Here is a 26,096-nt window from a genome sequence, read left to right as displayed (position 1 = left end):
GCTTTGCACGGGCCGACATGTCCAGCGATCCCCGGCTGACCGCGGATCGCTGGACGGAGCCGGTGCCCGTGTCGGGCGGCGGATCAGCCGCGCGGGATCTCGCGCATCTCGAAGGCCTCCACGACATCGCCGATCTTGATGTCCTGGAAGTTCCTCAGCACCAGACCACACTCGAAGCCCTCGCGGACCTCGGCGGCGTCGTCCTTCTCGCGGCGCAGCGAGGACAGGTCGAGGTTGTCGGCCACCACCGCTCCGTCGCGCAGGATCCGGACCTTCGCGTTGCGGCGCAGGACACCGGAGGTGACCATGCAGCCCGCGATGTTGCCGGCCTTGGACGAGCGGAAGATCTCGCGGATCTCCGCCTGCCCGAGGGTCGACTCCTCGTAGATCGGCTTGAGCATGCCCTTGAGCGCTGCCTCGATCTCCTCGATCGCCTGGTAGATGACCGAGTAGTAGCGGATCTCGACACCTTCCTTGTCGGCCATCTGGCTCGCCTTGCCCTGCGGGCGGACGTTGAAGCCGATGATGATCGCGTCGGAGGCGGCCGCGAGGTCGACGTTGGTCTCGGTGATCGCACCGACACCGCGGTCGATGACGCGCAGCGAGACCTCCTCGCCGACGTCGATCTGCGACAGGGCGTCCTCGAGGGCCTCGACCGAGCCGGACACGTCGCCCTTGAGGATGAGGTTGAGCTCCTGGCTCTCGCCCTTCTCCATGGAGGCCATGAAGTCCTCGAGGCTGCGACGCACGCGACGCTTGGCCTGCATGGCCGCACGCTCGCGCGCCTCACGCTTCTCGGCGATCTGGCGGGCCATGCGGTCGTCCTCGACCACGATGAAGTTCTGGCCCGCACCCGGGACCGCCGAGAGGCCGAGCACCATCGCGGGACGCGACGGGTCTGCCTCGGTGATCTCGTTGCCGTGCTCGTCGAGCATGGCCCGGACGCGACCGTGGGCCGGACCGGCCACGATCGAGTCGCCCACGCGCAGCGTGCCGCGCTGGACCAGGACGGTCGCCACCGGACCGCGACCGCGGTCGAGGTGTGCCTCGACCACGAGGCCCTGGGCGTCCTGCGTGGGGTTGGCCCGCAGGTCGAGCGACGCGTCGGCGGTGAGGACGACGGCCTCGAGCAGCTTGTCGAGGTTGAGCCCGGCCTTGGCCGAGACGTCGACGAACATCGCGTCGCCGCCGTACTCCTCGGGGATCAGGCCGTACTCGGTCAGCTGGCCGCGCACCTTGGTGGAGTCGGCCTCCGGCTTGTCGATCTTGTTGACCGCGACCACGATCGGCACGTTGGCCGCCTTGGCGTGGTTGAGCGCCTCGACCGTCTGCGGCATGACGCCGTCGTCGGCCGCGACGACCAGGATCGCGATGTCGGTGGCCTGGGCACCACGGGCACGCATGGCGGTGAACGCCTCGTGACCCGGGGTGTCGATGAGGGTGATGCGACGGTCGTCGCCGTCGACCTCGGTGTGGACCTGGTAGGCACCGATGTGCTGGGTGATGCCACCGGCCTCCTTGTCGACCACGTTGGCGTCACGCAGCGCGTCGAGGAGCTTGGTCTTTCCGTGGTCGACGTGACCCATGACGGTGACGACGGGCGGACGGATGACGAGGTCGTCCTCGTCGCCCTCGTCGGCGCCGAACTCGAGGTCGAACGTCTCGAGCAGCTCGCGGTCCTCGTCCTCCGGGGACACGATCTGGACGACGTAGTTGAGCTCCTCGGCGAGGAGCTCGAACGTCTCGTCACCCACCGACTGGGTCGAGGTGACCATCTCGCCGAGCGAGAACAGCATCTGCACCAGCGCTGCGGCGTCGACGTTGATGCGCTCGGCGAAGTCGGTCAGCGACGCACCGCGCGGCAGCCGGACGGTCTCGCCGTTGCCCTTGCGGACACGCACGCCACCGATCGTCGGGGCCTCCATGGCCTCGAACTCCATGCGACGCGCACGCTTCGACTTCCGTCCACGACGCGAGGGACCACCGGCGCGCCCGAAGGCACCCTGGGTCTGGCCGCGCTGGCCGGGACGACCGCCACCGGGACGACCGCCACCGGACGGGCCGAAGCCGCCGGGACGACCCGGAGCCCCACCGGGGGCACCGCCGGGAGCGCCGCCGGGACGACCCGGGGCGCCGCCGCGGCCGGGAGCACCCGGACGACCGGGAGCGCCGCCGGGGCCACCACGGGCCGGGCGGGCGCCCGGACCGTTGCCGAAGGCGGCCGGGGACTTGGGCATCATCGCCGGGTTGGGGCGCGGCATGCCGGGACGGGCGTCGCCGCCGCCGGCCGGCGGGCGCGGCGGGCGGGTGTCGTCGCCTGCGGCCGGACGGGGCGCCGGCGGACGCGAGCCCATGCCCTGGCTGGGGGCGAACGGGTTGTTGCCCGGGCGCGGCGCGCCGGGGCGGCCGACGGGGCGCGGGGCCGGCGACGGTGCCTTGGCTGCGGGAGCGGCCGGGGTGGCCGGCGGCTCGGGCTCGGCGGCCGGGGCCTCGGGCTCGGCGACGGGCGCCTTCGGGCCCGGCTTCGGACCGGGCTTGGCGGCCGGGGCGGGCTCCTCGACCGGGGCTGCCTGGGCAGGCACCTCGACGGGGGCCTCGGTCGCGGCAGGGGCGGGCGCCGGCTTCGGGCCGGGCTTGGGGGCGGCCTTCGCAGCCGGCTTGTCAGCCGGGGCGTCGGTCGCGCTGTCGGCGGCGGGGGCTGTGGCCGCAACGGCCTTCAGCTCGTCGCCGTACTGCTTCTTGAAGCGCATCTCGACGGGCGGCTCGACAGTCGACGATGCCGACTTGACGAACTCCCCCATCTCCTTGAGCTTCTCGAGAACGAACTTGCTCTCGACTCCGAACTCCTTGGCGAGTTCGTGGACTCGGGTCTTTGCCACGGTTGCTTCTGCTCCTTCTGGTCCGTGACCCCAGAAGGACAGGGGAAACGGAACAGCTAGTGGGTGTGCACACTCATTACGAGTTACTCATCGAGTGCTCATGAGCTGTGTGCTCCAGTTTCTGTTCGGTGCTGCGGTGATCCGGACGGTGGTGCGTGCGCGGTGAGCAGGTCCCTGAGGTGGGCCTCCACCTGCGCGCCGCTGACATTGTCCCCCGAGCGCAGTGCACGGGGAAATGCTCGGCGACGCACGGCGAGCTGCCAACACTCCTGCGTGGGGTGGACGTGCGCCCCACGGCCGGGTGCCCGGCGGTGCGGATCGGGCACCAGGACCGCTCGGTCCTCGGCATCCGTCCCCGCGACCACGCGGAGCAGCTCGCTCGCAGCGGCCCTGGCCCGGCAACCCACACAGGTCCGGACGGGTCCGGGCGCAGGGGTGTCAGACGTGGTGGCCACTGCCATCAACAATAGCCCGTGCCGCCAGCAGCTGACGAACCGGGCGTTCGTGCGCCTGGGTCATGCTGGCTCGATGAACCCGATCGGTGACCTGACCCGGCGCCTGGTCTACCAGGCGGGCCGGACGCGCGGGGACCTCCCGCCCACCACCTACGAGCTGGACCGCGACGGCACGGTGGTCCGCGGCTGGGTCACCCGACCCGGGTCGGCCCGCGCGGTGGTCTACTTCGGCGGCAACATCGAGGACGTGAGCGGCTGGCGCCCGCGCTTCGGTACGTCGCTGGGCGGGCGCACGTCGTACCTCGTCGCCTACCGCGGCCACGGCGCCTCCGACGGCATCCCGACCGAGCGCGACCTCGTCGAGGACGGGATCGCGGTGCTGCTCGACGTCGCGGGGCGGCACGAGTCGGTCGCCGTGATCGGGCGCAGCCTCGGCAGCGGCGTGGCCGCGCAGGTCTGCTCCGACGCGCGGGTGCGCGACGTGGTGGAGTCGGTGGTGCTGGTGACGCCGTTCGACAGCCTGTCCGGGGTCATGCGCACCCTCTTCGGCGGCCTGCCCGTCGACCTCCTGGTGCCCGACCGCTTCTCGTCCGTGGACCACGTCGGCGACATCACGGCACCGATCCTCGTGCTCCGCGCCGGGCGCGACACGATCGTGCGCCCCGAGGCCACCGACCGGCTCGTGGCCGCGCTGCCACCCGGCGCCCGGGTCGTCGACCTCCCCGAGGAGGACCACGTCTCGGTCGCGCAGCCGGACGCCTACTGGAACGAGATCCAGCGGTTCCTCGGGGAGCCCGTCACCTGATCAGTCGTCGGACGGGTCGGGCGCCTCGTCGGAGCGGATGTCGATCCGCCAGCCGGTCAGGCGGGCGGCGAGCCGGGCGTTCTGGCCCTCCTTGCCGATCGCGAGGGAGAGCTGGAAGTCGGGCACCACGACGCGGCACGAGCGGGCGGCGAGGTCGACGATCTCGACGGAGTTGACCCGCGCCGGCGACAGCGCGTGGGCGACGAGCGCGGCGGGGTCCTCGGCCCAGTCGACGATGTCGATCTTCTCGCCGTGGAGCTCGCTCATCACGTTGCGCACGCGCTGGCCCATCGGGCCGATGCAGGCGCCCTTGGCGTTGACGCCCGGGATCGTGGAGTGGACGGCGATCTTGGTGCGGTGACCGGCCTCGCGAGCGATCGCGGCGACCTCGACCGTGCCGTCGGCGATCTCGGGCACCTCGAGGGCGAAGAGCTTCTTGACCAGCGTCGGGTGCGAGCGCGAGAGCGTGATCTGGGGCCCGCGCATGCCCTTGCGGACCGAGGTGACCAGGCACTTGATGCGCTCGCCGTGGACGTACTTCTCCCCCGGCACCCGCTCGCTGACGGGCAGGATCGCCTCGAGCTTGCCGAGGTCGACCATCACGTCGTCGGGGTTGCGACCCTGCTGGATGATCCCCGAGATGATGTCGCCCTCCTTGCCGGAGAACTCGCCGAACTTGATCTCGTCCTCGGCGTCGCGCAGCCGCTGGAGCATGACCTGCTTGGCGGTGGTCGCGGCGATGCGGCCGAAGCCGTCGGGGGTGTCGTCGTACTCCGGTCCGGCGTTGCCCTCGTCGTCGACCTCGCGGGCCCACACCGTGACGTGGCCGCTCTTGCGGTCGAGCTCGACCCGCGCCGGGTGGGACGACTCGGTGGCACGCTGGTAGGCGGTGAGCAGGGCCTGCTCGATGGCCTCGGCCAGCACCTCGAAGGAGATCTCCTTCTCGCGCTCCAGCATCCTCAGGATGCTCAGATCGATGTCCATCAGTCGTCCTTCTTGTCGCTCTTGCGGTTGAACTCGATCTGCACGAGCGCCTTCGTCACATCGGCGTAGGCGATCTCGTGCTCCGTGCCGGAGACGTCGAGGGTGGCCGACTCCTCCGACGAGGCGAGGATGCGGCCGGTCAGGGTCGAGCCGTCGGCCAGCGTGGCCTTGACCAGGCGGTCCTCGTTGCGGCGCCAGTGGCGCGGCAGGGTCAGGGGGCGGTCGACGCCCCGGCTGGTGACCTCGAGCGTGTAGGGCATCTCGCCCATCACGTCGGAGTCGTCGAGCACCCGGGAGATCTCGCGCGTCGCGTCGGCGACGTCGTCGAGCGTGACGCCGCCGTCCTTGTCGACCGCGACGCGCAGCACGCGGCGCTTGCCGGCCGGTGTGACTTCGACGGCCTCGACGTCGAGGGCCATCTGGCCCAAGGGGTCGACCAGCTCCGCTTCGATGCGGTCCCGGGTGGCGTCCTGGCGAGAACTCATGAGGATGCACGACCTCCTTGTGCTGTTGTCGAAGGATCACCCTAGCGGCCACCGCCACAGCCCCGACATCCCCGGCGCGCAGGTCCGGACCGGGCCGTCGGGCTAGGGTTCGGGGGTGCCAGGACGCCCGCTCTCACGTCGTACCACAGTGGGCGCAGCACTCGCGGCGCCCCTGGCCGTGCCGGTCCTGGCGGGCTGCGACGTGGACCCGCCGGCGGCCTCGTCGACGGGCGGCCCGGCACCCGTGCAGGACCCACCGGAGGACGCCGAGCTCGTCGCCACCGTCGTGGCGGCGCTGGTGCGGGCCCAGTCGGTGCTCGAGGCCGCGACGCTCTCCGTGCCCAGCCTGGGCCGACGGCTCGAGCCCCTCGGCGCGGCCCACGCGGCGCACCTCGACGTGCTCGTCGGCGCCGTGCCGGACGCCGATCGACCGACTGCTCCCCCACCGACCGTCGCACCCCAGATCGTCGGGGCGCTCCGGGCCGTGCGCCGCTCGGAGCAGCGGCTGCTGCGCGAGGTGCGCAGCGGCTGCCTCGCAGCGGCGAGCGGCGACCTCGCCCGGGTGCTGGCCAGCGTCGCGGCCTCGACCGCCCAGCACACGGCTGCGCTCGCGACCGAGGTGACGTCATGACGGTCCTCGACGCCCTCCAGACCACGCTCGCCGACGAGCACGCCGCGCTCTACGCCTACGGGGTCCTCGGCGCCCGCACGTCGCAGTCCGCGACACCGGCGCTGTACGACGCCGTCACCGCCGGCTACCGGCGCCACCGCGCGCGGCGCGACCAGCTGCGCGCGATGGTCGAGGACGCGGGCGGCGAGCCGGTCGCGGCAGCAGCGGCGTACGACGTCGAGGGCCGGCTGCTGACCGGTCGACAGGTCCAGGCAGTCGCACTCGTGATCGAGGAGGGCGCCGTGGAGGTGCTGCTCGCCCTGGTCGCGCAGTCGACGACAGACGTCCGCGAGTGGGCGCTCACCGAGGCCACCTGGTCGGCGGCGTGGCAGCTCGAGCTGGGTGGGACCGCCGGGACCTGGCCGGGAGCTCCCGAGCTGGGCTGAGGCGCGCCCCCGAGGTGCGGAAAATGAAGAACGGCCCGCGGCCTCAACCCTTGGGAAAGTCCCGAGATCCTTCCCAAGGGCCGAGGACGCGGACCGCCTTCGTGGGGTTGGTCAGCATCACCCTGTGTGACCCCTCCTGTGGGGGTGGAGCGGCCACATGCACAATCATGCATTCGTTCTGACCAGAACAGAAGCACAACTCGGCTGCATGTTCGTGCAACGCACAAACATGCAGGGCGTGCGCCCGGCCACCCGGGCAGGGCAGTCCTTGTCCAACGTCGCGACGACGGCCGGCCGGGCCGGCGCTACCGGACAGTCAGGTCGCGATCAGTCAGATAGACGACCGGACTGATCGGTAGGGACCGCCACTGGCTCGCCCGGGCTCAGGTCCGGACGATGCCCACGATGCGCGCGGCGGCGTCGCCGACCGCGACGTCCTCGCGCTCACCGGTCTTGCGGTCGCGGACCTCGACGTTGCCGTCGGCCAGGCCGCGGCCGACGGTGACGATGGTGGGCACGCCGATGAGCTCGGCGTCCTTGAACTTCACCCCGGGGCTGACCTTGCCGGCGCGGTCGTCGAGCAGCACCTCGAGCCCGGCGTCCTTGAGGTCGCGGGCCAGCTGCTCGGCGGCGGCGTGGACCGCCTCCTCCTTGCCCGCCGCGACGATGTGCACGTCGGCCGGCGCGACGTCGCGGGGCCAGCACAGGCCGATGTCGTCGAGGGTGCCCTCGGCGATCGCGGCCACCGCGCGCGACGGACCGATGCCGTAGGAGCCCATCGTGACGGTCACGAGCTTGCCGTTCTCGTCGAGGACCTTCAGGCCGAGGGCCTCGGCATAGCTGCGGCCGAGCTGGAAGATGTGACCCATCTCGATCCCACGCGCGGACGCGAGGACGCCGTCGTCGCCCCGGGTGGCGCACTGCGGGCAGGCGTCGCCGTCACGGACCTCCGCGGCCTCGATCGTGCCGTCGGGGGTGAAGTCACGACCGACGACCATGTCGATGACGTGCGAGCCGTGCACGTCGGCACCGGTGACCCAGCGGGTGCCCTCGGAGATGCGGGGGTCGACGACGAAGCGGATGCCGGACGTCGACTCCTCGCCGAGGGAGCCGGGGCCGATGTAGCCCTTGACCAGGGCGGGGTGCTTCGCGAGCTCGGCCTCGTCCATGGGCTCGACCTCGATGGGCTCGAGCTGGCCCTCGAGCCGCTTCTGGTCGACCTCGCGGTCGCCGGGGACACCGATCGCGAGGGGCTCGCGGGTGCCGTCGGGGTGCTTGAGCACCACGAGCACGTTCTTGAGCGTGTCACCGGCGGCCCAGGGCCGGTCGTCGCGGGGGAACGCGTCGTTGAGGTGGTCGACCAGCGAGTCGATGGTCGGCGTGCCGGGGGTGTCCTCGGCGTGCGCGGCAGGTGCGTCGTCGTACGACACGGGGACGGGCGCGGGCACCGTGACGGCCTCGACGTTGGCGGCGTAGTCGCAGCGGGTGCAGCGGACGTAGGTGTCCTCGCCGACCTCGGCCTTGGCGAGGAACTCCTCGCTGGCCGAGCCGCCCATCGCGCCCGAGGTCGCCTTGACGATGACGTAGTCGAAGCCGAGGCGGTCGAAGATCCGGATGTAGGCGTCGCGGTGCTTCTGGTAGGACTCCGCGAGCCCGGCGTCGGAGACGTCGAACGAGTAGGAGTCCTTCATCACGAACTCGCGCCCGCGCAGCAGGCCCGCGCGGGGACGCGCCTCGTCGCGGTACTTGGTCTGGATCTGGTAGATCGAGAGGGGCAGGTCCTTGTAGGACGAGTAGAGGTCCTTGACGACGAGGGTGAACATCTCCTCGTGCGTGGGGCCGAGGAGGTAGTCGCCACCCTTGCGGTCCTTCAGCCGGAAGATGTTGTCGCCGTAGTCGGTCCACCGGTGGGTGGCCTCGTAGGGCTCCTTGGGCAGCAGGGCGGGGAACGACAGCTCCTGCGCGCCCATGCCGTCCATCTCCTCGCGGATGATGTCCTCGATGCGGCGCAGCACGCGCAGGCCCAGGGGCAGCCAGGTGTAGATGCCCGGGGCGGCGCGACGGATGTAGCCCGCGCGGACCAGCAGCTTGTGGCTCGGCACCTCGGCGTCGTTGGGGTCGTCGCGCAGGGTGCGCACGAACAGGGTCGACATGCGGAGGAGGCGGCCAGTCATGGGCGCAAGGATAGGTGTGGGCCTCCCGCCGCCGCGAACCAGTTCCGTCAGGTGCCGAGCACGGTGAACGACGCGGCGGTCGCGGCCATGACCGGATCGTCCACCGCGGCCTGCCGGGCGGCGAGCAGCGCGTCACCGAGCCCACCTCCCGCGCGGAGGCTGGCGTGCAGCGCGACCATCACCTCGACGGTCGCGGCGTCGTCGACCTCGGCGAGGCTCGAGACCACGCCCGCGGTGCCCATCGAGAGCAGCGCGGCGGCGAGGCCGAGGAGCTCCTGGTCGCCGACGGGTGCCATCACGCCGGACTCGCAGGCCGACAGCACGACGCGGTGCGGCGGGCGCTCGAGCCGCTGGAGGTCGTGCACGAGCAGCGGCCCGTCGGCCATCACGAGCGAGGAGAAGAGCGGGCTGTCCTCGCGGAAGTGACCGTGGGCGGCGACGTGCGCGAGGGCCGCCCCGTCGAGTGCCGCGAGGGACGCCGCCACCGTCGCGTCCGCTCCGTCGAGGACCTCGGCCGCCCGGTCCTGCGCGGCGATCGCCGGCACCTCGGCACCGCCGCTGCCCAGCCCCGGGCCGACGAGCATCACCCGGCGGTCGCCCTCCGTGGTGGCGCTCCGGGCGCGCAGCCACAGGCGCGCGGACGGCGTGCTGCTGAAGGGGCGGTCGGCCAGGGCCGGCAGCAGCCCCCACGGCACGCCCTGCAGGGTCGACGTGCCGGACACGACGACGCGCGACTCCCCCACCCGGTCGAGCGCCCGGCCGAGCACGGCCTGCTGCAGGCGCGCACCCGCCGCCTCGAGCTGCGTACGACGACCGCGTGACGCCTGGCGCAGCGTGAAGAGCGAGAAGTCGACGGCCTTCGACGCCGCGGCGGCGGGGCCGACGTGGAGGTGGCGGACCCGACCGCGGCCGGCGACGAGGGCGTGCAGCTCGCCGTCGACCTCGGTCAGCTCGACAAGGGTCGTGTCGTCCTCCCGCAGGGCGGCGAGGAGCTCGGGGACGTCGAGCGCCGAGGCGGTCTCGCCGGTCCCCCGAGCGTGGAACATGCGCTGGCGCACCGCTTGCTCGAGCTTCGCGGCACGGGCCTCGAGATGCTCGGTCGCGGCCCCGTCGGCACGCGCCTCGGCCAGTCGACGGTGCTGCGCCCGCAGTGCGGCAAGGTCGGCCGTCGTGGCCGGGTCGTGCTGACCGTAGGCCGGCGGCACGGTCAAGGAGCTCGCGCGCCAGCGCTCCGACCAGGTGAGCAGCTGCCGGGGATCGCCCCCGGCGAGGGCGGTGCGGACCGCCAGCTCCGCCAACCGCGCGCCGTGGCCGGACGAGACGGCTCGCAGCTCCTGACTGCCCAGCGTCGCACGGTGCTCGTCGAGCGTCCTCAGACCCATGTCACAGGCCCGGAGCACCCCGGGCCGGTCATGGCGGAGCGCGCGCCGCTGAGCGTCTGCGTGCCACCCCAGCACCCGGACCCTCGCCGACCGGTCCCGGCGCGACTGCGATGCCTCCTCGAGCCAGGCCAGACGTAGCGTCGCCGCTCGGGCCGAACGCACCTGCCCGGCGAGCCGGGCACCGAGCAGGAGAGCCTGGGGGAGCTCGGCCACCTGCGCCGCGCGGCAGCGTTCGACCAGTCGCTCCGTCCTGCGCAGCAGAACCGGGGCCGGCTCCCCTGCTTCTGCGCGTGCACTCAGTGAGAGCAGGTCAGCCTGGAGCTGGTGGACGTGCCGCAGCTGTCGCCCGAGGATGACGCTCGCACGGTCGGCGGCCGTGGTCGCACGGTGCCAGTCCCCGGCCGCGAGGGCGGCCTCGGCAACGGCCACCAGGAGGTCCGCCTCCTCCCGCGGCAGCAGCGGCCTGACGACGAGAGCCCGCTCGACCACCTCGAGCGCATCTGTCGCCAGACCAGCGGCCAGGTACGCCAGGCACCGGTCGTAGACGAGGTCCGTGCTCGTCATCCCGATGGAGTCGTAGCGCTCGTTGGCCGCGGCAAGCCGCTCGAGCGCGCTCGGCAGGTCGCCCCGGACGTAGGCCAGCCAGCCCTTGTTGTGCTGGGCGAGCCCGGCATCGAACTCGTCACCGAGCTGCTCGGCGATGTCGCCGTAGGCGACGAAGGCTCGTTCGGCGGCCTCGAGCTCGCCGAGGCCCACGTCGACCAGACCCTCGAGGTTGAGCGCCCGCTTCTCCCACACCTGGTCGCCGCCGCCTGCGAAGAGGCGTCGGGCCTCACGCAGGTCAGCGGCACTCTCCTCGAAGCGTGCCAGCAGGTGGCCGGTCAGGTACGCACGTCGTACGAGCGCGCGGCCGCGAGGCACTCCGTCGAGCACCTCCACCGCCTGGTCCAGCTTTCGCATGCCGTCACGCACCCAGCCCGCGGTGCACAGCGAGGTCCCGAGCGTCGCCAGGGCGTCACCCCATCGCTCCTGCTCACCCGAGCGACGTGCCAGGCGCAGAGCGGTGCGCAGGTGGGGCAGGGCCTCGTCCATCTGGCCCAGGTCGCGAAGCACGATTCCGACGATCTGGTGCCCGATCGAGCTGATCGCCGGGTCAGGGTCGGGGACCAGCTCCTCCTCCGCGCGCCTGCGAGAGAGCTCGGGGTCGGAGAACAGGACGCGCAGCAGCTCCTCCGCGTCGTCCCGATCCACCGGACCATCCTTGCCGATCCGTCGCGAAGTTGCGGACATTCTTCCCGGACGCGGCGCAGCGCGACTAGCGTTCCGGTCATGGCCAGCGACTGGAAGATCGGCAGTGACAAGAGGCGACGCACCACCGACCAGCTCCGCGCCTTCCGCGCGGCGAACGAAGGCACGGTGGCGTGGGACACCGAGGCTCCGGCGGACTTCACCTATCTCTTCCACCCCGACCGGGTGCTGGTCCGTGCCGAGGACTCCGAGGCGTTCGAACGAGCGGTGGATGCGCTCGACAAGGACGTGCTCACCGAGCCGCCGCGTCGCGACGACGTGCGCCTGCTCGACGGCGACCTCGTGCGCTACGTGCTGCCACCTCGCCGCGACGCGCGGTCGGTCCCGGACGTCCTGGACCTCCTGGAGCAGAGCGGCCTGCGCCGCGGCGCCGCGTCACCCGACCACTGGGTCCACGTGTCCCCCGGAGGGCCCGGCGGCAACCTGTGCCCGGCTATCGAGCCCGAGGAGACCGGCCTGAAGGATCCGTGGCCCCCGGAGGCACCCCAGGGCGAGGGGTGCGAGGTCAGTGTCGTGGTCGTCGACACGGGGTGGCACCCGCCCGCGGCGACGGATCCCCGCACGCCGTGGATGCACGACATCGAGGGCGACGACGAGCTGAACGGTCCCGACCTGCGCCCCTACGCCGGACACGGCACCTTCATCGCCGGTGTCGTCCGGGTCGTGGCACCGCAGACGAAGATCTTCGTCGAGGGCTTCGCGATCGGCGGCGTCGGCGGTGGCGGCATCCTGGAGTCCGATCTCGTCGTGCAGCTCGAGGAGGCGCTGACCCACGATCCGAAGGTCATCAACCTGTCGGCCGGGTGCCGCACCCGTGACGACCTGCCGTCGATCCCCCTGGAGCTCTTCCACAAGAAGCGGCTGCGCAAGCGCGACTGCGTGTTGGTCGCAGCGGCCGGCAACGACTCGTGGGCGGCGCCCTTCTGGCCGGCCGCGTTCGACTGGTGCGTCGGTGTCGGGTCGCTCGACCGCGACGGCCGCGTCTCCGACTTCTCCAACTTCGGCGTCTCGGCCGACGTCTACGCGCTCGGCCGCAACGTCGTCAACGCGTTCCCGGACGGGACCTTCGAGTGCATCGAGACGCCCGCCGTGGGAGACATCCGGGTCTTCGGCACCGGCATGGCCCGCTGGAGCGGTACGTCGTTCGCCGCGCCCGTCGTGGCGGGCCTCATCGCCCGCGAGATCAGTGTGAGCGGCTCGTCGGCCAAGGAGGCCAGGGACGCCGTGCTCGCTCGCGCGGTCTACGACTCCGACCCGACGATCGGACCCCACATGGAGCTGCGCCAGCCCTACGCCTGACGGCTCAGAGCTCGACCCAGCGGCTGCTGACCGCATGGCCGCGGTGGTGGACGGTGAAGCGCACCTCGCCGGTGGGCTCGGCCTCGATCGAGAAGAAGCCGAACTCGTCGAGGCCGGCCCGCCAGAGCTCGGCGGCGGCGCCGCGCGTCTCCACGACGACCTCGACGGACCCCATGTCACCGTCGAAGTCGAGGAGCTGGCCGCGCACCTGGTCGCCGTCGATCTCGGCGTCGAGGGACCAGCCCTCGGCGACCGTGAAGTAGAGCATCCGGGCGGTGGCGAGACCGCGCACCTGGGCGGCGGACTCCTCGGCGGAGTCGCGGACCAGGACGAGCAGCTCCCACTCCTGGTCGAGGTCGGCTGCCGCGACGGCAGCGATCATGTTCGCCACGAGGTCACTCGGCGGCGGGTCGTAGGTCAGCCACATGTCACGCAGTTCCTCGAGGAGGGCGTCGTCCCCCGTGCTGTGCACGTTCATCGCCCGCCTCCTTTCGCTAGAGCGGTTCGGACCTTGGCCAGGCACCGGGCCCGCGTGGGGCCGATGCTCCCGACAGGCATGTCGAGGTCGTGGCTCAAGGACTGGTAGTCGGGCCGGTCCATGAAGGCGACGACCCGGAGGAGCTTCTGGCACCGCTCGTCGAGCGACGCCACCGCGTTCCAGAGCCCGGCCGCCTCGTCGTCGAGCATCGCGAGGGCCTCCGCCGACTCCACGTCCGGTAGCGCGGCATGCAGCTTCTCGTCCTCCACCGGGTCGGCACGGCGTGCCGACCTGGCTTGTGCGGCTGCGCCGCGCCTGGCTGAAGTGATCAGCCAGGACGCGACCGCCTTGGGGTCGGCAATGGTCTGGTGGTGGCGCACGAGTCCCAGCCAGGTCGCCTGAATCACGTCCTCAGCCGCCTGCCGGTCCAACCCGTAGGCCCTCACCACGTGCCACAGCACAGGAGTCATCGTCGAGACCAGCTCGTCCACGGCCCTGGCGTCCCCCGAACGCCAGGCGATGAACGCCCCACTGGCCTTGCTCCACGGTGACTCGTCGGACTGCCCCTCAGTCCTGCTGTCCTCTGACATGGTGACCATTGTCCCCATGTCAGTACAGGAGCGGGCACGCGCCGTGCTGATACATACCAGTCGAAGTTTTTCTCGCCACCCGCGTCCGGCTGCGCCATGGTGGTCCGAGGCACTCACCTCGGGTACCCGTTCGGGAGGGACCATGCTCCACCAGCACCGACGGATCGCCTCAGCCGCGACCGCCCTGCTCGCCTCGCTCGCCGTGCTCGCCGCTCCGGCCCTCGCGGCGGACCTCCGGCCGGGGTCCCTGCCGCGCGGCGCCGACCTCGCCCTGCCCTACGTCGAGGGCACGACCATCGTCGACGGCGACCGCGTGGTCGTCGTACCCCTGAAGAGGCCGGTGCTGGTCGCGAAGGTGCGTGGCGGGTACGTCGTGCGCGACCAACGCTTCGCCGACACCGACTTCTACGACCACGACGGTGTGAAGCGCCGTCTGCCTGGCGCGTTCGAGGACGTCGTGGTCAGTCCGGACGGCCGTCTCTACACCGAGGCGGGCCTGGCCTCGGACGGCGAGACCGTCGTCGGCGTGCGACGCATCAGTGACGGCAAGCGGCTGGCCGGGCACACCTTCCGGAGCTGGGTGGACAAGAACATCGGCCGCTTCGCCCAGCCGATCGACGTCGACGGCGACCGCATGCTGATCGGTGGTCGCGGCGGCCGGGTGATCGTGTGGAACTGGCGCCGCGACACCTTCCGCGACGTGATCCGGGACAAGTGGCACCTCCAGGTCGGCAGCCTCCGCAACGACATCGCGGCCGGCTGGACCGCACCCGGCGAGCGCTGCACGTTCGTCGCGCACCTGTCGACACCTCGGCAACGGATGTGGAAGTCGTGCGAGGAGCAGGTCGTCGCCCTCTCCCCCGACGGCCGGCGGATGGTCACGACCGACCGGCGGGTCTTCCTCGGCTTCGGTCGCGTGCGCTTCCTCGTCATGCGCACGGTGACCGGTCGCGAGCTCGGTCGCTGGACGGCGGAGCGGTTCACCGACGTCAGGTGGGAGACCGACTCCGCGATCAGCTTCCGCGTCGACGGGCGGACGACGACGGCGATGGTGCGGTGCACCCCGAAGCGCTGCCGGGCCGCCTCCGACCCGACCCCGCTGCCGGAGCAGCCGGACCGGGACTAGAACATCAGGGTCGCGAAGGTCGCCGTCTGCTCGAAGCCGACCCGGGCGTAGGCCGCGCGGGCCGCGGTGTTCCACTCGTTGACGTAGAGCGACACGACCGGCGCCATGCCGGTCCCGAGGACGTGCCGCACGACGGCGGACATCCCGCTCGTCGCGAGGCCCTCGCCTCGACGGTCGGGCCGGACCCACACTCCCTGCACCTGGGCGGCGTACGGCGTGACGCAGGCGATCTCGGCCTTGAAGACCACCCCCTGCTCGTCGAAGCTCGCCATCGACCAGCCGCGGGCGATGAGCTGCTGGATTCGCGCGCGGTAGAGGTCGCCGCCGCCGGCGTCGTTCTCCGGCGAGACCCCGACCTCCTCGGTGTACATCGCCACGCACGCGGGATAGAGCTGCTGGAGGTCGTCCGGGGTCGTGGGGCGTACGTCGCTCGCCACCGCCTCGGCGGACGGCCGGGAGATCTCCAGGTGGGGCTGGAGCGGGCGGTGCTCGCGGGGTCGTGCCCAGCGCGGCTCGAGGATCCCCCACAGCGAGCCGACCACGTCGCTGGGACCGACGATCGTGCCGACGCTGGAGCGTCGGCGCAGGGCGACCTCCGCGAACGCCCCGACGTCGTCGGGGGTGCACTGGACCGGGACCAGGTTGGCGCCGAGGTGGCAGCCGGCGACCAGCTCGTCCCCCTCGAACCGGCCCCACACCTGGCCGCCGAGCCAGCGCTCGTCGAGGTTGGTCAGCCTGGCCCGGTAGTCGGCGAAGACGTTGACCACGGGGTCCTGCTCCGCGAGCGCGATGAACCGGTCCCGGTCACCCGGGCCCAGCACGCGCACCTGCTCGCGGGTCCTCAGCATGCGGGGAGCCTAGCGTCATGGCGCGGCCGCACCACGGCGCGAAACATGACGGCCACACGAGCCCGTTACGGTGGCGCGCGTGACGATCCGCGTAGCCCTCGAGCACCGCACCACCTACACCTTCGCGGAGCCGGTGACGGTCCACCCGCACACCGTCCGGCTCCGCCCCGCGCCACACTCCCGCACCCCGATCGAGGCGTACTCCCTCACCGTCGAGCCGCGCGGACACTTCCTCAACTGGCAGCAGGACCCGTTCGGCAACTACCTGGCCCGCCTGGTCTTCCCCGAGCCGGTGAAGGAGCTCGACATCACCGTCGACCTCGTCGCGGACATGACGGTCGTCAACCCGTTCGACTTCTTCGTGGAGGAGCACGCCGAGCGCTTCCCGTTCGCCTACCAGCCCGGCCTCGCGGCCGAGCTGGCGCCGTACCTCCAACCGGTCGACGAGGACGGCGCGACCGGCCCCGGACCGGTCGTGCAGAGGTGGCTGGCGGACAGCGGACTGGCCGCGAGGACCGACGGGATCGTCGACTTCCTCGTCGCGGTCAACCAGGCCGTGCAGCGCGACGTGAGCTACACCGTGCGGATGGAGCACGGCGTGCAGACGCCCGACCACACGCTGATCAGCCAGTGGGGCTCGTGCCGCGACAGCGCCTGGCTGCTGGTGTCGGTGCTGCGCCAGCTCGGCCTGGCGGCGCGCTTCGTGTCGGGCTACCTCGTCCAGCTGACCTCCGACGTCGCGGCGATCGACGGGCCGTCCGGGCCGACAGAAGACTTCACCGACCTGCACGCCTGGGCCGAGGTGTTCGTGCCGGGCGCCGGGTGGATCGGGCTCGACCCGACCAGCGGGCTCTTCGCCGGCGAGGGGCACATCCCGCTCTGCGCGACCCCGGCGCCCGCGTCGGCGGCCCCGATCAGCGGGGCGACCGCGCCGGTCGGGGTCAGCTTCGCCTTCCACAACTCGGTCAGCCGAATCCACGAGGACGCCCGCGTCACGCTCCCCTACTCGGAGTCCCAGTGGGCCGAGGTGGACCGGCTCGGCGAGCACGTCGACGGCCTGCTGCACGACGGCGACGTACGCCTCACGATGGGCGGCGAGCCGACCTTCGTCTCCGCGACCGACCAGGCGAGCGAGCAGTGGTCGGTCGCTGCGGACGGCCCCGACAAGCGGGTGCTGGCCAAGCGGCTCACCGAGCGGCTCGTCGAACGCTGGGCGCCGGGCGGGCTGGTGCACCACGGGCAGGGCAAGTGGTACCCCGGCGAGCCGTTGCCGCGCTGGCAGGCGCAGCTCTGGTGGCGTGCGGACGGCGAGCCCCTGTGGCAGGACCCGGCGCTCCTCGACCACCCGTGGGGCGATGCCGTCGTCCGTGCCGGGGAGGCGCCCACCGAGGCCGTCGCGCGGTCGCTGGCGGCCGGGCTCGGCGTGCCCGACGCGCACGTGCTGGCGGCGTACGACGACCCCTTCGCGCGTGCGTGGGACGAGGCCCGGCGCCCGGTCGGCGACCCGGTCGACCCCGAGGTCCCGGAGGTGGCCTCGGTCGACGTCACGGCCGGCAGCCCGCGTGCGTGGGTGGTCCCGGTCTTCCAGGACCCGTCCGGTGACGGCTGGGGCACCGCGCGCTGGCGGCTGCGCCGCGACCGGCTCTTCCTGACCACCGGCGACTCCCCGGCGGGCTACCGGCTGCCGCTCGACTCGCTGGCGTGGGACCCGCCGCCGGACCTGCCCGACCGCTCCCCCTTCGCTCCTTCCCCGGCGGGGGGCGTCGTCGAGGCGAGGGCCGCCACCGTGCACGACGTCGAGGAGTCACCGCGGCACGCAGTGGTCGTGGAGGAGCGCGACGGCCACCTGTTCGTCTTCCTGCCGCCGCTCACCGACGTCGACCTCGCGCTGGCGCTCGTGCGGACCATCGAGGCCTCGGCCGCTGCAGCGGGGGTCCCGGTGGTGCTGGAGGGCTACGCGCTGCCCGGCGACGCCTCGCTGACCAGCCTGTCGGTGACGCCCGACCCCGGTGTCATCGAGGTCAACATCCAGCCCACCCGCACCTGGGGCGAGCTGCGCGACCTCACCGAGAGCCTCTACGAGGACGCACGCCAGGTCGGCCTCGCGACCGAGAAGTTCGACGCGGACGGCACCCACACCGGCACGGGCGGCGGCAACCACTTCACCCTCGGCGGACCGACGTCCGCCGACTCCCCGCTGCTGCGGCGGCCCGACCTGCTCCGCAGCCTGATCACCTACTGGCAGCACCACCCGTCGCTGTCGTACGTCTTCAGCGGACGCTTCATCGGTCCCACCAGCCAGGCCCCGCGGGTCGACGAGGGCCGCCACGAGACCCTCTACGAGCTCGAGATCGCCTTCGCCGAGCTCGAGCGGACCACCCGCGAGGGCGAGGAGGCGGCGCCGTGGCTGGTCGACCGGCTCTTCCGGCACCTGCTCACCGACGTCACCGGCAACACCCACCGCTCCGAGTTCTGCATCGACAAGCTCTACAGCCCCGACAGCGACCGCGGCCGCCTCGGGCTGCTGGAGCTGCGCGGCTTCGAGATGCCGCCGCACCCGCGGATGGCGCTGGTCCAGGCGGCCCTGGTCCGCGCCCTGGTGGCGCGGTTCTGGGCCGAGCCCTACACCGGGCCGCTGGTGCGGTGGGGCACGCGGCTCCACGACACCTTCCTCCTGCCGGCCTTCGCGATGGCCGACCTCGAGGACGTCGTGCGCGAGACCAACGACCACCTCGGCGAGGGTGCGCCCCACTTCGACCCGGCGTGGCTGGAGCCGTTCTGGGAGTTCCGCTTCCCGCGGCTCGGCGAGACCACCGTCGCCGGCGTCGGCCTCGAGCTGCGCGGTGCCGTCGAGCCCTGGCACGTGCTCGGCGAGGAGGTGTCGCTGGGCGGCACGTCGCGCTACGTCGACTCCTCGGTCGAGCGGGTGCAGGTGGCCGCGACCGGGCTGAACGAGGGTCGCCACGTCCTGACCTGCAACGGCGTGCCCGTCCCGATGCGCAGCCTCGACGGGCGCACGGTCGGCGGCGTGCGCTACCGCGCGTGGGCGCCGTACTCCTCGCTCCACCCCACCATCGGCATCCACTCACCGCTCACCTTCGACCTGGTCGACACCTGGAACAGCCGCTCGCTCGGCGGCTTCACCTACCACGTGGTTCACCCGGGCGGCCGCAGCTACGAGGACCACCCCGTCAACGCGATGGCCGCCGAGGCGCGCCGGGCCTCGCGGTTCGAGGCGCTGGGCCACACGAGCGGGCGGATGGAGGTCGGGCCGCTCCCCGAGCAGGGCGTGGAGTATCCAGCGACGCTGGACCTGCGTCGCCACCTGCCCGGGGATCGTTAGGGTTCGCGGGTGAGCGTCCCGGTCAGCGTCCCCGTGAGCGAGCCCGGCACGGGTGCGCTCGCGGACTACCGCGACCTGGTCGGCACCGCGGGCGGCCCGGACGAGTGGTACGACGACGCCGGCCGGCTGCGGCCCGACCAGGAGCCGATCACCTCGGCGGTCGACGGGCTGGGGCTCACCGGTCTGCTCGCCGCGAGGGCCGAGGCGCGACGCCTCGTCGACGACGACGGCATCCGCTACGGCGCCGCCGGTGCCGACGAGTCCACCGACGACGGCTCCCAGCGCAGTCGCAGCTGGGTGATCGACCCGCTGCCGGTGGTGATCGGGAGCGGCGAGTGGGCCGGGCTCGAGGCCGCGGTGCGACAGCGCGCCCGCCTGATGCAGCTCCTGCACGACGACCTCTACGGCCGGCGCCGGCTGCTCACCGACCGGGTCGTCCCGGCCGACGTCGTGCTGGGGCACCCGGGCTTCGTCCGGGCCGCCGACGGCATCGAGCACCAGCGGCTGGTCCTGACCGCGACCGACCTCGCCCGCGACACGGCCGGCGGATGGACCGTGATCGCCGACAAGACCGCTGCGCCCGCGGGAGCCGGCTACGCGATGGCCAACCGCAGGGTCACCAGCCGGGTCCTCGGCCCGGTGCACCGGCGCGCCTCGCTGGCCCGGTTGCGCGGCTTCTTCGACACCATGGCCCAGGCCCTCGGCGCGGCAGCTCCCGGCGACGTCGACGTGCCGCGCGTCGCGATGCTGACCCCCGGCACGGGCTCCGAGACGTCCTACGACCAGGCCTTCCTGGCCACGCTGCTCGGCTTCCCGCTGGTCGAGGGCGACGACCTCAACGTGCGCGACGGGCGGGTCTGGATCCGCAGCACCGGTCGCCGCGAGCCCGTCGACGTCGTCGTACGACGGGTCGACGCCGAGTTCTGCGACCCCCTGGAGCTGCGCGGCGACTCCCAGCTCGGCCTCCCCGGGCTCGTCGAGGCAGCCCGTCGTGGCGCGGTCCGGCTGGCCAACCCGCTCGGCTCGGGGGTGCTCGAGAACGCCGGCCTGGCGCCGTACCTGCCTGCCGTCGCGCGCCTGCTGCTCGACGAGGACCTCGCGCTGCCGTCCGCACCGACCTGGTGGTGCGGCGACCCGGCCGGCCTCTCGCACGTCCTCACCCACCTCGACCGGCTCGTGGTCAAGCCGCTGGCGCGCGGCGCGGTCGTGGCCGCCCGGTTCGGCTGGGAGCTGACGGCCGCCGAGCGCGACGACCTGCGCCGCGAGGTGCGCGCCCGGCCGTGGGCGTGGGTCGGCCAGGAGCCGGTCGCGATGTCGACCGCCCCGGTCGTCACACCTGCCGGGCTGGCCCCGGGTCGCTTCGTGCTGCGCACGTTCGGCGTCGCCCACGGCGACGAGCACCACGTCATGCCCGGCGGCCTCGGTCGGGTGAACACCTCCGCGGAGTCGAGCCTGGTGTCCAACGCCAGCGGGGCCCTGGCCAAGGACGTGTGGGTGCTGACCGACGAGCCGTCCGGCGTGCGGGGGTGGACGACCCCCGACCCGGCGACGCAGCCCGCGCTCGTGCGCCTCCAGAGGCGTACGGCGGTGGCGCCGCGCGTCGCCGACAACCTCTACTGGGTCGGCCGCTACGCCGAGCGCGCCGAGGGCGTCGCGCGCCTGCTGCGGGTGGCCGACGACCTCGCCGAGGACCACGCGGCACGACCCGGCACGCCGGGGGCCGACACCACCGAGGTCATGGTGCAGGCCGCCGTGGCCCTCACCGGGATCCAGGCGCAGCCGGGACAGGGGGCGGTCGACCACCTGCGCGCGATGGTCGGGCGCCCGCACCGGGTCGGCACCGTCGCCCACGCCACCCAGCGCCTCGTGGCCGCGGCCGACAACGTCCGCGACCAGCTCTCGCAGGACATCTGGCACGTGCTGTCGCGCCTGAGCCGCACGCTCGTCGCGCCGACGGCCGGTGAGGCGCCCCTGCGCGCGCAGCTCGACACGGTGCTGGAGTCGCTGCTGGCCGTCGCCGGGGTGGTGCACGAGAGCATGGTGCGCGACCAGACCTGGGGCTTCCTCGACGGCGGCATCCGCGTCGAGCGCGCCCAGCACACCGTCGCGCTGCTGCGGGCGACGCTCGCGGTCGAGCGTCCCCCGATCATCGACGGCCAGGTCACCGAGTCGGTCCTCGAGGCGTGCGAGAGCATCCTGACCCACCGACGGCGCACGGCGTCGGGCGAGGGCCCGGCGTGGCCGATCCACTCCGCCATCTCGCTGCTGCTGGTCGACGTCGGCAACCCGCGGTCGGTCGCGTTCCAGGTGGCGCGGCTCGCCGAGGCCCTGCGCCTGGCCGACGACGACCTGCTGGTCCACCGGGCCGACGAGCTCGGCGAGCACCTCGCCGGGCTCGACCTCGTCGAGGTCTGCGCCGGCGACCGTGCGGGCCTCTGGACCGTGCTCGGCACCGTCGAGGAGACGCTGCGCTCGATCTCCACCGACCTCAGCGCGCGGCACTTCCGCCGCAAGCCCACGCAGCGGGTGCTGATGGGCGACTGGGCGCGGGCGGCACGCGGATGAGCCGCCAGGGGCCCGACGACTTCGTGCCGCGCAGCTACGAGGTGCGCCACCGCACGACGTACACCTACACCGGCGACGTCACGACCTGCTACGAACGCGGGTTCCTCCGGCCGCGGGAGACGCCGTCGCAGCGGGTCGTCAGCAACGTCGTACGGATCTCACCGGAGCCCCACCTGGTCAGCGAGCACGTCGACCACTTCGGCAACAGCAGCTTCTACGTCGAGGTCCGCTCGCCCCACGAGGTGCTCGAGGTGACCAAGACGAGCGTCGTGCACGTCGCGTGGCCCGAGGTCGACGTCGCTGCGCTCGACCGCTGGACCGTCGCGTCGGCCGCCGAGGAGGTCGCCCGCACCGCCGACCCGGTCGAGGTGTCCGACCACCTCCTGCCCTCGCCGCTCGTGGAGGTCGACGACGCCGTGCGCGCCTACGCCGCGCTGCACCTCGCGCCCGAGCGGCCCCTCGGCGAGGCGCTCGTCGGGCTCACGCACGCGATCTTCACCGACTTCGACTACCGCCCCGGCACCACCAACGTCCGCACGACCCTGCAGGAGCTCCTGGAGGGGCGCCGCGGCGTGTGCCAGGACTTCACCCACCTCGCGCTCGGGTGCCTGCGCGCCGCCGGGCTCCCGAGCCGCTACGTCAGCGGCTACCTGGAGACCGCTCCCCCACCGGGCAAGGAGAAGCTCGAGGGCGCGGACGCCTCGCACGCGTGGGCGTCGGTGCTGGTGCCCGGCGGGTCGTGGGTGGACCTCGACCCCACGAACGACCACCTCGCCGACAGCCGCTACGTCGTCACGGCGTGGGGCCGAGACTTCCGCGACGTGTCACCGCTCAAGGGCGTGATCTACACCGAGTCGACGACGTCGACGCTCGACGTCGGGGTCGACGTCACCCGGCTGCCCGAGCTCTGAGCCCCGATGGGCTTCAGCGGATCCGGGTGAGCGCCAGGCCGTCGTCGGCGGGGAGGCCGGGGTCGACGACGGCGTTGACCTGGACGGACAGCAGGTCGGCGCGGCCACCGAGGACCGAGAGGAACGCGGTGTCGGCGGCGTCACGGCCGGTGGCGATGCGCACGAGCGAGCTGCGCGGGGCCAGCCCGGTGCCGTCGACGACGTACCACTGCCCGTCGACCGCCACCTCGGCCACCGCGTGGAAGTCCATCGGGACCAGACCGGGGGCGTAGACGCTCACGAGCCGGGCGGGTACGTCGAGCGCGCGCAGCATCGCCACCACGACGTGCGCGGTGTCGCGGCACACGCCGCGGCGGCTGAGGTAGGTGTCGAGGGCGCCGTCGAGCGGGCCGCTGCTCCCGGGCGCGTAGGTGATGTGGGTCAACGCCCACAGCACGACACCCTGCACGAGCGCCTCGCCCGACAGCTCGCCGAAGAGGTCGTGCGCGATGGGGGCGAGGCGGTCGGAGTCGCAGTAGCGGCTCGGCCGGGTCAGCTCGATCGCCTCGACCTCGGTGACCGGGGCGGGTGGGGAGCCGAGCGGGACGACGGCGTCGTACTGCACGACGAGGGTTCCGACCGGGGCCGCGGGGATGCGGTGCAGACGGGTGCCGCCGCCGGCCAGCAGCTCGGTCGGCTCGACGGGTCCGGCGTCACCCGTCACCGCGAGCGACTCCGACGTCGGTGACTGGTCGGCCGAGACGGCGATCGAGAGGACGAGGTCGGCGGGCTCTCCGACGCGGAGCCTGACGGTGCTGCTGACGGTGCGGGTGAGCCCAGCGTCGGTCATCAGCTGACGCTGACCGAGGCCCCGGCGCCCTCGACGGGCTCCATGCCCTCTGCGATGCGCATGGCCTCCTCGATGAGGGTCTCCACGATCTGCGACTCGGGGACGGTCTTGATCACCTCGCCCTTGACGAAGATCTGGCCCTTGCCGTTGCCGGACGCGACACCGAGGTCAGCCTCGCGGGCCTCGCCGGGACCGTTGACGACGCAGCCCATGACCGCGACGCGGAGCGGGACCTCCATGCCCTCGAGCCCGGCGGTGACCTGCTCGGCGAGGGTGTAGACGTCGACCTGCGCGCGGCCGCAGGAGGGGCAGGAGACGATCTCGAGCCGGCGCGGCTTGAGGTTGAGCGACTCCAGGATCTGGATGCCGACCTTGACCTCCTCGACGGGCGGGGCCGAGAGCGAGACGCGGATGGTGTCGCCGATGCCCTGGCTCAGCAGGTGGCCGAAGGCGACCGACGACTTGATCGTGCCCTGGAACGCCGGGCCCGCCTCGGTCACGCCGAGGTGGAGCGGCCAGTCGCCGGCCTCGGCGAGCAGCTCGTAGGCGCGCACCATGACGACCGGGTCGTTGTGCTTGACCGAGATCTTGAAGTCGTGGAAGTCGTGCTCCTCGAAGAGGCTGGCCTCCCAGACCGCGGACTCGACGAGCGCCTCGGGTGTGGCCTTGCCGTACTTGTCGAGGATCCGCTTGTCGAGCGAGCCGGCGTTGACGCCGATGCGGATCGAGGTCCCGCGGTCCTTGGCGGCCTTCGCGATCTCCTTGACCTGGTCGTCGAACTTGCGGATGTTGCCGGGGTTGACCCGGACCGCCGCGCAGCCGGCGTCGATCGCCGCGAAGACGTACTTCGGCTGGAAGTGAATGTCGGCGATCACCGGGATCTGCGACTTGGTCGCGATCGCCGGGAGCGCGTCGGCGTCGTCCTGGCTGGGGCACGCGACGCGCACGATGTCGCAGCCCGACGCGGTCAGCTCGGCGATCTGCTGGAGCGTGGAGTTGATGTCGGAGGTCAGCGTGGTGGTCATCGACTGGACCGAGATCGGCGACTCGCTGCCGACCCCGACGGAGCCCACCTTGATCTGACGGGTCTTGCGGCGCGGGGCCAGGACGGGGGGCGGGAGTGCGGGCATGCCCAGACCGACGGAAGTCATGCCGCCAGTCTAGGAGGACGGTCCCCGCAGACCCGAGTCGCCGTGGCCGGCCGCCGCCTCAGCTGATGCGCAGGGGTACGACGATGTCGGCCACGATCAGGACCACGCCCATCACCAGCATCGCGAGCCCCACGACGTAGGCGATCGGCAACAGCTTCGCGACGTCGACGTGGCCGGGGTCCGGACGGCCGCGCAGGCGGGCGACGCCGCGCTTGAGGCCCTCGTAGAGCGCACCGGCGATGTGGCCGCCGTCGAGCGGCAGGAGCGGCACGAAGTTGAACATGCCGATGAAGAAGTTGAAGCTCGCGATGAGGAACAGCAGCGTGACGAGCTTCTCGGTGAGCGGGAAGGCGTCGCTGGCCGCGGCCTCGCCGGCGAAGCGGCCGCCGCCGACGATCGAGACGGGGCTCTCGGGGTCGCGCTCCTGGAGCCCGACGATCGCGCGGCCGACCTCGTAGACCTTGACCGGCAGCTGTGCGAGGGCCTGGACCGTCTCGACGGTCATCGTGCCCATCTGGTCGATGGTGTAGATCGGGCCGCCGGTCTCGAACCGGGTCTCGGGCTGCACGCCGAGGAAGCCGACCTCGGTGAGGGTCTGGTCCTCCACCGACGTCTGGCGGAGCGTGACCGTGGTGTTGGTCTCGAGCGTCAGCGTCTGGTCGCCGCGCCGGACCTCGATCAAGGCGTCGCCGTCGGCGTTGTCGCGGATCAGGTCCTGGAAGCTGTCCCAGTCGCGGAAGGGGGTCCCGTTGAAGCTCAGGATCTCGTCGCCGGGCTCGATCCCGGCCTCCTTCGCCGGCGTCACCGGGTCGTCGGCGGTGCAGGCGCGACCGGTCTCCTCGGCCGGGATGACGCACGACGGGACGGCGGCGACGGTCGGCTCGACGACCTCGTCGCGCGGGTTGCCGTAGGTCGCGAAGAGCAGCACGAACAGCGCGAAGGCGATGGCGAGGTTGACCGTCGGGCCGCCCGCCATCACGATCACCTTCTTCCACCAGGTCAGGCGGTAGAAGAGCCGGTCGGTGTCGTGCTGCTTGACGTACTCCCACTCGGCGGCGCGCGCGTCGGAGATCAGCTGGGTGAACATCCCGGTGTTGGAGCGGCGGATCCTGTGGACCGGCTCGCCGTCCTCGTCGTAGGTCGTCTCCTCGACGAGGTCCTCCGCGCCCGGGGGCAGCATCCCGACGATCTTGACGTAGCCGCCGAGCGGGATCGCCTTGACGCCGTACTCGGTCTCGCCGATCTGCTTGCTCCAGACCGTCGGCCCGAAGCCGATGAACCACTGCGGCACCTTGCACCCGAACTTCTTGGCCGGGACGAGGTGTCCGAACTCGTGCAGCCCGATGGACACGAGGATCGCCACCACGAAGGTGACGACACCCAGGGTGTAGAGGATCGGGGTCACGGGGGTTCCTTGCTGGGTGAAGG

At 72.4% G+C, this 26,096-nt stretch carries 20 protein-coding genes; 8 read left to right on the top strand and 12 right to left on the bottom strand.

Annotated elements, in window-relative coordinates; all coding sequences use genetic code 11:
- Positions 1-83: 83 nt before the first annotated feature.
- Positions 84-2,879, bottom strand: coding sequence for a translation initiation factor IF-2 (infB, locus tag EUA93_RS14515; RefSeq protein WP_129400781.1), 2,796 nt, complete (start codon positions 2,877-2,879; stop codon positions 84-86).
- A 98-nt stretch (positions 2,880-2,977) separates the two neighbouring features.
- Entirely contained in the window at positions 2,978-3,340 is a 363-nt protein-coding gene (locus EUA93_RS14510) for a YlxR family protein (RefSeq protein ID WP_129400780.1), read from the bottom strand.
- Positions 3,341-3,407: 67 nt separating this feature from the next.
- On the opposite strand from EUA93_RS14510, the gene EUA93_RS14505 reads away from it, so the two are divergent.
- Positions 3,408-4,139, top strand: a complete 732-nt coding sequence (locus EUA93_RS14505) for an alpha/beta hydrolase (RefSeq protein ID WP_129400779.1) — start codon at positions 3,408-3,410, stop codon at positions 4,137-4,139.
- Here the strand turns inward: EUA93_RS14505 and nusA are convergent, their stop codons facing one another.
- Both nusA and rimP read right to left on the bottom strand, forming a co-directional pair.
- Positions 4,140-5,123, bottom strand: coding sequence for a transcription termination factor NusA (gene nusA, locus EUA93_RS14500; RefSeq protein WP_129400778.1), 984 nt, complete (start codon positions 5,121-5,123; stop codon positions 4,140-4,142).
- A complete protein-coding gene (gene rimP / locus EUA93_RS14495; RefSeq protein WP_129400777.1) occupies positions 5,123-5,608 on the bottom strand; it encodes a ribosome maturation factor RimP in 486 nt (161 codons plus the stop codon). Before rimP ends, nusA begins: the two co-directional genes overlap by 1 nt.
- Before the next feature lie 115 nt (positions 5,609-5,723).
- On the opposite strand from rimP, the gene EUA93_RS14490 reads away from it, so the two are divergent.
- Complete coding sequence (locus EUA93_RS14490; protein ID WP_129400776.1) at positions 5,724-6,239, top strand: hypothetical protein; 516 nt, start codon at positions 5,724-5,726, stop codon at positions 6,237-6,239.
- Positions 6,236-6,664: a ferritin-like domain-containing protein gene (locus tag EUA93_RS14485; RefSeq protein ID WP_129400775.1), complete on the top strand. Its 429-nt coding sequence runs from the start codon at positions 6,236-6,238 to the stop codon at positions 6,662-6,664. The genes EUA93_RS14490 and EUA93_RS14485 overlap by 4 nt, the downstream gene beginning before the upstream one ends.
- Before the next feature lie 383 nt (positions 6,665-7,047).
- Here EUA93_RS14485 and EUA93_RS14480 read toward each other — a convergent pair whose 3' ends face one another.
- Positions 7,048-8,838 carry a proline--tRNA ligase gene (locus EUA93_RS14480; protein WP_242497383.1) on the bottom strand — a complete coding sequence of 597 codons (1,791 nt, stop codon included), beginning with the start codon at positions 8,836-8,838 and terminating at the stop codon, positions 7,048-7,050.
- A 47-nt stretch (positions 8,839-8,885) separates the two neighbouring features.
- On the bottom strand, positions 8,886-11,471 hold the full coding sequence (locus tag EUA93_RS14475; protein ID WP_129400774.1) for a CHAT domain-containing protein: 2,586 nt from the start codon (positions 11,469-11,471) through the stop codon (positions 8,886-8,888).
- Between the two features lie 78 nt (positions 11,472-11,549).
- On the opposite strand from EUA93_RS14475, the gene EUA93_RS14470 reads away from it, so the two are divergent.
- The gene (locus tag EUA93_RS14470; RefSeq protein ID WP_129400773.1) at positions 11,550-12,827 is read left to right on the top strand and encodes a S8 family peptidase; all 1,278 of its coding nucleotides are present in this window, start codon (positions 11,550-11,552) and stop codon (positions 12,825-12,827) included.
- 4 nt (positions 12,828-12,831) lie between these two features.
- Here EUA93_RS14470 and EUA93_RS14465 read toward each other — a convergent pair whose 3' ends face one another.
- Both EUA93_RS14465 and EUA93_RS14460 read right to left on the bottom strand, forming a co-directional pair.
- Positions 12,832-13,305 carry a hypothetical protein gene (locus tag EUA93_RS14465; protein WP_129400772.1) on the bottom strand — a complete coding sequence of 158 codons (474 nt, stop codon included), beginning with the start codon at positions 13,303-13,305 and terminating at the stop codon, positions 12,832-12,834.
- Positions 13,302-13,895, bottom strand: coding sequence for an RNA polymerase sigma factor (locus tag EUA93_RS14460; protein ID WP_207208689.1), 594 nt, complete (start codon positions 13,893-13,895; stop codon positions 13,302-13,304). Before EUA93_RS14460 ends, EUA93_RS14465 begins: the two co-directional genes overlap by 4 nt.
- Positions 13,896-14,037: 142 nt before the next feature.
- On the opposite strand from EUA93_RS14460, the gene EUA93_RS14455 reads away from it, so the two are divergent.
- Positions 14,038-15,021, top strand: a complete 984-nt coding sequence (locus EUA93_RS14455; RefSeq protein ID WP_129400770.1) for a hypothetical protein — start codon at positions 14,038-14,040, stop codon at positions 15,019-15,021.
- On the opposite strand, the gene EUA93_RS14450 is transcribed toward EUA93_RS14455, so the two are convergent.
- On the bottom strand, positions 15,018-15,869 hold the full coding sequence (locus tag EUA93_RS14450) for a GNAT family N-acetyltransferase (RefSeq protein WP_129400769.1): 852 nt from the start codon (positions 15,867-15,869) through the stop codon (positions 15,018-15,020). The genes EUA93_RS14455 and EUA93_RS14450 overlap by 4 nt on opposite strands.
- A 79-nt stretch (positions 15,870-15,948) precedes the next feature.
- Between EUA93_RS14450 and EUA93_RS14445 the strand changes: the two genes are divergently transcribed.
- From EUA93_RS14445 to EUA93_RS14435, 3 genes are read left to right on the top strand one after another with little or no spacing between them, the layout of a single operon-like run.
- Entirely contained in the window at positions 15,949-19,212 is a 3,264-nt protein-coding gene (locus EUA93_RS14445; protein WP_129400768.1) for a transglutaminase family protein, read from the top strand.
- Between the two features lie 9 nt (positions 19,213-19,221).
- Complete coding sequence (locus tag EUA93_RS14440) at positions 19,222-21,777, top strand: circularly permuted type 2 ATP-grasp protein (RefSeq protein WP_129400767.1); 2,556 nt, start codon at positions 19,222-19,224, stop codon at positions 21,775-21,777.
- Positions 21,774-22,688 carry a transglutaminase family protein gene (locus EUA93_RS14435; protein ID WP_129400766.1) on the top strand — a complete coding sequence of 305 codons (915 nt, stop codon included), beginning with the start codon at positions 21,774-21,776 and terminating at the stop codon, positions 22,686-22,688. Before EUA93_RS14440 ends, EUA93_RS14435 begins: the two co-directional genes overlap by 4 nt.
- Before the next feature lie 13 nt (positions 22,689-22,701).
- Here EUA93_RS14435 and EUA93_RS14430 read toward each other — a convergent pair whose 3' ends face one another.
- Genes EUA93_RS14430 through EUA93_RS14420 form a run of 3 tightly spaced genes read right to left on the bottom strand, consistent with a single transcriptional unit; the run spans position 22,702 to position 26,073 of the window.
- Positions 22,702-23,517, bottom strand: a complete 816-nt coding sequence (locus EUA93_RS14430; protein ID WP_129400765.1) for a transglutaminase-like domain-containing protein — start codon at positions 23,515-23,517, stop codon at positions 22,702-22,704.
- The gene (gene ispG, locus EUA93_RS14425; RefSeq protein WP_129400764.1) at positions 23,517-24,668 is read right to left on the bottom strand and encodes a flavodoxin-dependent (E)-4-hydroxy-3-methylbut-2-enyl-diphosphate synthase; all 1,152 of its coding nucleotides are present in this window, start codon (positions 24,666-24,668) and stop codon (positions 23,517-23,519) included. Before ispG ends, EUA93_RS14430 begins: the two co-directional genes overlap by 1 nt.
- 58 nt (positions 24,669-24,726) lie before the next feature.
- Positions 24,727-26,073 (bottom strand): M50 family metallopeptidase, encoded by a 1,347-nt coding sequence (locus EUA93_RS14420; protein WP_129400763.1) that lies wholly within the window; start codon positions 26,071-26,073, stop codon positions 24,727-24,729.
- Positions 26,074-26,096 lie beyond the last annotated feature (23 nt).

It is taken from the genome of Nocardioides oleivorans (genome assembly GCF_004137255.1).
GTDB classification, from domain to species: Bacteria; Actinomycetota; Actinomycetes; order Propionibacteriales; family Nocardioidaceae; genus Nocardioides; species Nocardioides oleivorans.
This window is presented reverse-complemented; position numbering and strand designations above follow the sequence as displayed.

Excerpts from the sequence above, each read along its gene's own strand:
- EUA93_RS14460 (WP_207208689.1), bottom strand. The coding sequence starts at position 13,895 with ATGTCAGAGGACAGCAGGACTGAGGGGCAGTCCGACGAGTCACCGTGG.
- EUA93_RS14470 (WP_129400773.1), top strand. The coding sequence starts at position 11,550 with ATGGCCAGCGACTGGAAGATCGGCAGTGACAAGAGGCGACGCACCACC.
- EUA93_RS14505 (WP_129400779.1), top strand. The coding sequence starts at position 3,408 with ATGAACCCGATCGGTGACCTGACCCGGCGCCTGGTCTACCAGGCGGGC.
- EUA93_RS14485 (WP_129400775.1), top strand. The coding sequence starts at position 6,236 with ATGACGGTCCTCGACGCCCTCCAGACCACGCTCGCCGACGAGCACGCC.
- EUA93_RS14510 (WP_129400780.1), bottom strand. The coding sequence starts at position 3,340 with ATGGCAGTGGCCACCACGTCTGACACCCCTGCGCCCGGACCCGTCCGG.
- nusA (WP_129400778.1), bottom strand. The coding sequence starts at position 5,123 with ATGGACATCGATCTGAGCATCCTGAGGATGCTGGAGCGCGAGAAGGAG.
- rimP (WP_129400777.1), bottom strand. The coding sequence starts at position 5,608 with ATGAGTTCTCGCCAGGACGCCACCCGGGACCGCATCGAAGCGGAGCTG.
- EUA93_RS14455 (WP_129400770.1), top strand. The coding sequence starts at position 14,038 with ATGCTCCACCAGCACCGACGGATCGCCTCAGCCGCGACCGCCCTGCTC.
- EUA93_RS14430 (WP_129400765.1), bottom strand. The coding sequence starts at position 23,517 with ATGACCGACGCTGGGCTCACCCGCACCGTCAGCAGCACCGTCAGGCTC.
- EUA93_RS14465 (WP_129400772.1), bottom strand. The coding sequence starts at position 13,305 with ATGAACGTGCACAGCACGGGGGACGACGCCCTCCTCGAGGAACTGCGT.
- EUA93_RS14450 (WP_129400769.1), bottom strand. The coding sequence starts at position 15,869 with ATGCTGAGGACCCGCGAGCAGGTGCGCGTGCTGGGCCCGGGTGACCGG.
- EUA93_RS14480 (WP_242497383.1), bottom strand. The coding sequence starts at position 8,838 with ATGACTGGCCGCCTCCTCCGCATGTCGACCCTGTTCGTGCGCACCCTG.
- ispG (WP_129400764.1), bottom strand. The coding sequence starts at position 24,668 with ATGACTTCCGTCGGTCTGGGCATGCCCGCACTCCCGCCCCCCGTCCTG.
- EUA93_RS14435 (WP_129400766.1), top strand. The coding sequence starts at position 21,774 with ATGAGCCGCCAGGGGCCCGACGACTTCGTGCCGCGCAGCTACGAGGTG.